At 60.4% G+C, this 5,360-nt stretch carries 9 protein-coding genes; 1 reads left to right on the plus strand and 8 read right to left on the minus strand.

Annotated features, from left to right (window positions below; translation table 11 throughout):
* The first annotated feature begins 171 nt into the window (after positions 1-171).
* Positions 172-582: a hypothetical protein gene (locus EOA24_RS26290; RefSeq protein WP_127410220.1), complete on the plus strand. Its 411-nt coding sequence runs from the start codon at positions 172-174 to the stop codon at positions 580-582.
* Positions 583-636: 54 nt separating this feature from the next.
* Here the strand turns inward: EOA24_RS26290 and EOA24_RS26295 are convergent, their stop codons facing one another.
* The 8 genes from EOA24_RS26295 to EOA24_RS41840 form a co-directional block, all read right to left on the minus strand.
* Positions 637-1,905 (minus strand): hypothetical protein, encoded by a 1,269-nt coding sequence (locus EOA24_RS26295; RefSeq protein WP_127258634.1) that lies wholly within the window; start codon positions 1,903-1,905, stop codon positions 637-639.
* Positions 1,906-1,911: 6 nt separating this feature from the next.
* Complete coding sequence (locus EOA24_RS26300; protein ID WP_127410221.1) at positions 1,912-2,502, minus strand: ATP-dependent Clp protease proteolytic subunit; 591 nt, start codon at positions 2,500-2,502, stop codon at positions 1,912-1,914.
* A complete protein-coding gene (locus EOA24_RS26305) occupies positions 2,499-2,942 on the minus strand; it encodes a hypothetical protein (protein WP_127257412.1) in 444 nt (147 codons plus the stop codon). Before EOA24_RS26305 ends, EOA24_RS26300 begins: the two co-directional genes overlap by 4 nt.
* Before the next feature lie 232 nt (positions 2,943-3,174).
* Positions 3,175-3,423 carry a hypothetical protein gene (locus EOA24_RS26310; protein WP_127410222.1) on the minus strand — a complete coding sequence of 83 codons (249 nt, stop codon included), beginning with the start codon at positions 3,421-3,423 and terminating at the stop codon, positions 3,175-3,177.
* A gap of 65 nt (positions 3,424-3,488) precedes the next feature.
* Entirely contained in the window at positions 3,489-4,139 is a 651-nt protein-coding gene (locus EOA24_RS26315) for a hypothetical protein (protein WP_127257406.1), read from the minus strand.
* A 111-nt stretch (positions 4,140-4,250) separates the two neighbouring features.
* Positions 4,251-4,481, minus strand: coding sequence for a hypothetical protein (locus EOA24_RS26320; RefSeq protein ID WP_127257403.1), 231 nt, complete (start codon positions 4,479-4,481; stop codon positions 4,251-4,253).
* A complete protein-coding gene (locus EOA24_RS26325; protein WP_127410223.1) occupies positions 4,478-4,939 on the minus strand; it encodes a hypothetical protein in 462 nt (153 codons plus the stop codon). The genes EOA24_RS26320 and EOA24_RS26325 overlap by 4 nt, the downstream gene beginning before the upstream one ends.
* A 179-nt stretch (positions 4,940-5,118) precedes the next feature.
* Positions 5,119-5,360: hypothetical protein (locus tag EOA24_RS41840; RefSeq protein ID WP_189354234.1), on the minus strand; the 242-nt coding region annotated here is incomplete at its 5' end.

The raw sequence follows: 5,360 nt of genomic DNA on the forward strand, positions 1-5,360 counted from the left end.
CGGCGCCGGTCCAGATCGAACCAGACCGCGAAAATAACCGACGATGGGTGGAGCCCTTACGTCGTAGAAAACGAGCAGCACGGCTGCCTAACACAACTCCAAAAAGCATCAACTTGGCTCGCCGCCCCCGATGATGGGCGTTTGCGGCCTTAAAATGTCATGGAGCAAGTCATGCGGACGCAAGACGGTTATTGGTGGGCGATTAGCATTCATCCAGACGACAGTGGCGAGCCCGAGATCGTCTATGTGCATGGCAATGAGGTGACCAGATTAACGGATGACTGGCCATACCACGTTGGGGAATTCGATCTGCTTCAGCATATCGACACCAAGGCCTGGCCGCAGAAGGGAAAGCTTACCTATGAGCAACTGCTCGACGAGAATTATGCGGTCAATCCGGCAACTGTGCACGAGGGGTACTGGTGGGCAATCAATTACGAGGACATGGAGCCGACGATCGTTCTGATAGGAAAGGACGCTGTCTACCGAGTGGATGCTGAGGTTCGTCTCGACGAATTCGAATTCCTGATGCCAATCGACACGAGCGGTTGGCCGAAGGAAGCCACCTATTTGGACAATTAGATCTGAAATACCGTTAGGCGCGGACGTGGACGACGACCACACGCTGGTAGCAGTTCACTGGAACGAAATCCCGGCTATGTAGACCACATCGCCGGTTGCCGCAGCGGTAAAATCCCGGGTCGTATCGTTTTCCGTCGTCGCGATGGAGAACAGGTTCAGAGAGCCGCTTTGGTCATTGATCTGGTCGACAAGATCATGCGTCGGAGTGTCGACGCCGCTCCATGTGCCCGAATCCAATTGTGGGGTGGCCGTGCGCCCGGAGTCGACCATGATAAGCGCCAGGCCCGACGTCTTCACTTCTAGGTCAGTGAGTGTTTGAGGAGTAGCTCCGTTTATCGTCGCTGTATCGACGGGCGTGCTGCTGACGGGAAACAGCCGATAGACGCCGATCGCGCAGTTCTGTGTCGTACCGCTGAAACTGACAACGAACGTTGACGACGTTCCAGACGCCACGACAAGATAGAACCAGGCTATGGAGCAATGCCCGGTGTTCGTCCCCGTGATGAAGGGGCCGGCCGTCATCGCGACGCCATCGCAGGTGACGCCGGTTATGGTTCTCGGCGTGCCGATGTTGGTCGTGCGCGTCTGAACGGCGACCGCGATTACGCGACCCGCGCCAGCCGCGCCGGTGCTCTTGCTGGTGAAGGTGTAGGAAGAGGCGTTCGTGTTGTCGAGATAGGCGCCCTCGTAACTGTACGTCATCGCCGGCGTTGATTTTGTGAGCGTGGCCGCCGTTCCAGTGATCGTGTATGAGCCCGCACCTGCAGAAACCTTCTGCGAAGCGCGAAGGGTGGCAGCGGTTCCAGCGATGGAATAACTGCCCGCACCCGCGACGATGCTTTTGCTGGTGTTAAGGATGACGTCGGTTCCGATAAGCGCGTAGCTGCCGGCGCTGGCCGCAATCGCCTTGCTCTTCCTGAGGGTCACGGCGGTTCCGCTCATGAGATAGGAACCACTCTCGGCAGTGAGATCGTATCCGATCCGAACGCGCATGTGGAAAGCCTGCCAGGAAGCGTAACCGTCGCGTTCAGAGCCGATGGCTATAAAGCCCACGTAGTTGCCGGCGAAATCGGCAGGATCGATGTCGTAGGAAGTGCCGGAAATGCCGGTGTAGCTGTGTATCACGGCGCCATCGAGCGCCTTGAGTTGGATGGTCGTTGTCTGTCCATCCTCGGGCGTTTGGTCAGGATCGGTCCACGCGAGCGGCGGAGATAGTTCGGTCAGGCGGTTGCGCCGTGCCCAGCTTGCATGAATCGGATTGACGCCGATCAGGTTGATCTCATCAGCAATATCGACTGCGCCCAAGATATCCCAATCCGGCATTTGGCTTTATCCCTCGTCGACTGTGGCGTGGATGAGGCCAAGTTCTTTTGCCTTCTCGACCCCGAAGACTTCGCCCTCGAAGCTCATCAGCGCCTGTTCAATAAACGGCCTATGCTCGGGCTTGATGCACGACAGATGCTCAAGGATATCCTCGGCCCTCTCTTCAAGCTGATCGGCTAGACGGCGCAATTCGGCTGCGGTGTACCTGGATTCGCGACGGTCGAGCTGATGCGACGGGGCATGGATCATGAAGACCGAATCGGGCTGGCAAAGACGGCGATGTCCGCCCATCAGGATGTTCAGCGCTGCACTCATGCATTGCTTGCCGACGATGACGGTGACGTGCGCCTTGTGCTCCAACAGCGCGTTGAAAAGGTTGCCAGATTCACTGATGCTTCCGCCCGCGCTGTCGATCTCGATCACGATCTTGCCGACATCAGGGTTTGCCTTGATGGCGGCGACGGCCTTGCTGATGTCGGTGATCTTGCCGGTTATGGTCACCTGCAGTGTCTGATCGGGACGTGCGCCGGCTATTATCCTTCCCCGCGGCTTCGTGGTCATCACGCTATCGAGTCTCTGGTCGGCAAGGAAGGTCATGCGGCACCCTGTGCTCGCGGACCTGGTGCAGGCAGTCCGATCTCCCGATAGAGCTCATCGAGTTCCGGGCTCGGAATGCAGCGCGGCCGGTGCTTATCCAGAAGTCGGTTGATGCCGATCGCCTCGGCCTCGGTGCGGTAAAGCATCGCTGCCCACGACGGCCGGCCGAATTTCGCCTCCAGTTGATCGCGGGTCAGCGTCCGGTCGCCCCAATGGATGTGTCGGCGCCAGGCTTCATCGGCATCATTCGTGTTCGCTGCGGCCGCTATCGCCAAAGGCACGACGGCATCGACCCTGGCCGCGCCGCGGAAGATCTCGACGTTGAGGCGCCGCAGTTCGACCATGGCCGTGTTGTGGGCGCGCATTGCTGCCATTTTCTGCCCGTTTTCGACTTGGTTTTCGGCCTCCCGCAGGAACGGAATTCGCGCCTCGATCCGCACCGCCTGGGCGATCAGGGAAGCTCGCGCGACCGGATCAATGCCGCGGTCCGCAACGGTTTGCGCCATCTTGCGGAAGCTTTTGCGCTCGATGCGGCTGAGGTCAGCGGGAGGTGGCGGCAACATCACTGGAAATTTTCCCCTGAAAAACCCAGAATTCTGCGCGTGAGCCCGAAGCGGTTGGCGCCCATTTCGTGGATTCTCGGACGTTTCGGCCCCCCGGAGGTCATGGTGATCAATCCTTCACCACGCGAATGCTTTCACGCCGGTCGGCATCACTGGCGTTGCTCCGGCCGACTGAAGCGGCAAGCAGCCTGAACACCTTGGCGGCCAGTTCATCGACCTGATGCTCTTTGGTGCCGCCAATGGCCTGCATCGCCGCGGCATGCGCGATCCCGTGCAGTCGGCTGGCTTCGTCCTGGTTCATCATGATCGGCATGCCTTTGGAGGTATCCACCTCTGCCGCGTCGATCGCCTTGACCATCAACCGACGAACCGAGATCGGCGAGGTGCCTATTTCCGTTGCGATTTCCTCGATGGTTGTTGGGGTCATCGTGCGTCCCTTCCGTCGCGGCCTTTCTTGACCATGAGCCGCCAGCCGATGCCGTCGCCAGGGCGTACACCTCGAGATGAATCGAGTTCGCAATGCCAGGTCGAACCGCCGAACGTGGTCATGTCGCCGCGCTTGTAAGTTTCCTCGTTCGCCCAGACGCCGCGATACTGCGCGACGGGCCGCTCCTGTAGCTCCTTGACGCAGGCTTCGAGAGCGCCGCAACGTTCGGACAGCCATGCCAATTGCGCGTGCATGTCGGCCATCAGCCCGACGTGCAGATCGAGCCTAACGAGCTCATCCGGGTGACAGTCGTGCCTACGAAAATGGTCGGCCAGCGCTGCTTGGTAGAAAGCCTGCATCGCTTCGAGTGCTGCTGGGAAGACCTCGCCGTCATCGGCTTCGCTGCCTCTGAGTATGGCTGGATATTCTGGCAGGCCGGCCTTCAGAACCTCTTGGTCAATCTCCCACGCCCGATGCTGGACAGGCGCCGCCGGCTTCAGAGGTTCTACCTCGCCGAGTTCGGTCTTGAAGCGTCGCTCCCTCTGCTTGGCGAGCAATTCGCTTATGTCGCTGATCTCGCCTTTGAGGCGTTGCTGCAGGTCGACGTTCTGGTCCAGTGCGTGCTGCCGCTTGTCGGCGGCGAGCACATCCTTCTTGCTAGCCAGCAGCCTTTCCAGCCGCGCGATCTCGGTGTCGATCTTACCCAGATCGATGGCGCGCTGATCGGCGGCAGGCTGGGACGGGCGCTTAGCCATCGCTCAGTTGTGGCTCATGCTGCGGGTGAGATAGCCGTTGGACGTCTTCCGGCCGTCACGGCTCGCCTTCACAGGTGCAATTGTCGGCACGCGGCGCCAGAACTTTTCCGACAGATGGCCGACAGGCTTCAGGCCGCGGGTAAGGTCAAATTTGGCTTCCCAGACTTCACCGGCGTATCGGCAGCGCTCGCCTTCGCGGTAGCTGACTTTAGGGTGCCAGGGTTCGGTGCTCACGGGCGGCGTCCTTTCGAAATCATCTTGGTGATGGTGCTGTCGATAGCGGCTTGGAGTAATTGCTTCGCGGCCGGCGCGCCGCTGACAAGGCCGGGCATCTCGACGCGGTATTCGCGAGCTCCAGTGCCGAGCGCAGCAGCGATGTCGAGCAATTCCATCACTTGGTCGAGGTGGTTGCAGATCAGCGCGCCAAGGCCGTCGATGTCGGCCGCAAGGGTCGCGCGAACATGGTCGTGATAGGCCGCCTTCCGACTGTTCCATTCGGCAAGGGCTTCGCGTTCCGTCACCTGTGCCGCGGTGAGTTGGGCCTCGAGGTCCGCATGCATCGCGCGGTAGGTCGCGTCTGGGATCCTGTTCTTGCCGGGATTCTCGACCGTTCTTTCCACCTTCAGGCTCTCTCGGCGTTCGGTCAGACTGCGCAGATTGGCCGAGGCCTCGCGCGATGCCTTCTCGGCCATGAGGTATTCGGGACCAGGCCGAGGGATCTTCAACGCGCGCCGGAAATAGGCGGCGTCATGAACGGGTTCTGTGGATCTCAGACGAGCGAGCATTACGGGCCTCCGGTGAGAGGGAATTCAAATCACTGCGCCGAATCTAACTCAGGCCGGCTATCCGTAACCGCCGCAGGACGTAACGCTTAGGCGATCGAGCCGGCGAACTTCCTGCACCATGCGTTGAAGGCCTGGCGGACCTTGGCCGGATCATGCTCGTCCTGCATGTTGAGCTCGCCGATCTCGATCAGCGCGTCACGCATTGGCCGATCGATGACGACGTCGGCCCGGATGCTCTCGACGCGGCCGACTTCCTCGCGATGACTGCCAACGCGGCAGCCGGCCGAGCAGAACTTTGCATCCGATCGCTTGCCGGCCAGGCTGGCAC

The organism is Mesorhizobium sp. M2A.F.Ca.ET.039.01.1.1, from assembly GCF_003998035.1.
GTDB lineage: Bacteria > Pseudomonadota > Alphaproteobacteria > Rhizobiales > Rhizobiaceae > Mesorhizobium.

Excerpts from the sequence above, each read along its gene's own strand:
- EOA24_RS26295 (WP_127258634.1), bottom strand. The coding sequence starts at position 1,905 with ATGCCGGATTGGGATATCTTGGGCGCAGTCGATATTGCTGATGAGATC.
- EOA24_RS26310 (WP_127410222.1), bottom strand. The coding sequence starts at position 3,423 with ATGGTCAAGGCGATCGACGCGGCAGAGGTGGATACCTCCAAAGGCATG.
- EOA24_RS26300 (WP_127410221.1), bottom strand. The coding sequence starts at position 2,502 with ATGACCTTCCTTGCCGACCAGAGACTCGATAGCGTGATGACCACGAAG.
- EOA24_RS26290 (WP_127410220.1), top strand. The coding sequence starts at position 172 with ATGCGGACGCAAGACGGTTATTGGTGGGCGATTAGCATTCATCCAGAC.
- EOA24_RS26325 (WP_127410223.1), bottom strand. The coding sequence starts at position 4,939 with ATGGCCGAGAAGGCATCGCGCGAGGCCTCGGCCAATCTGCGCAGTCTG.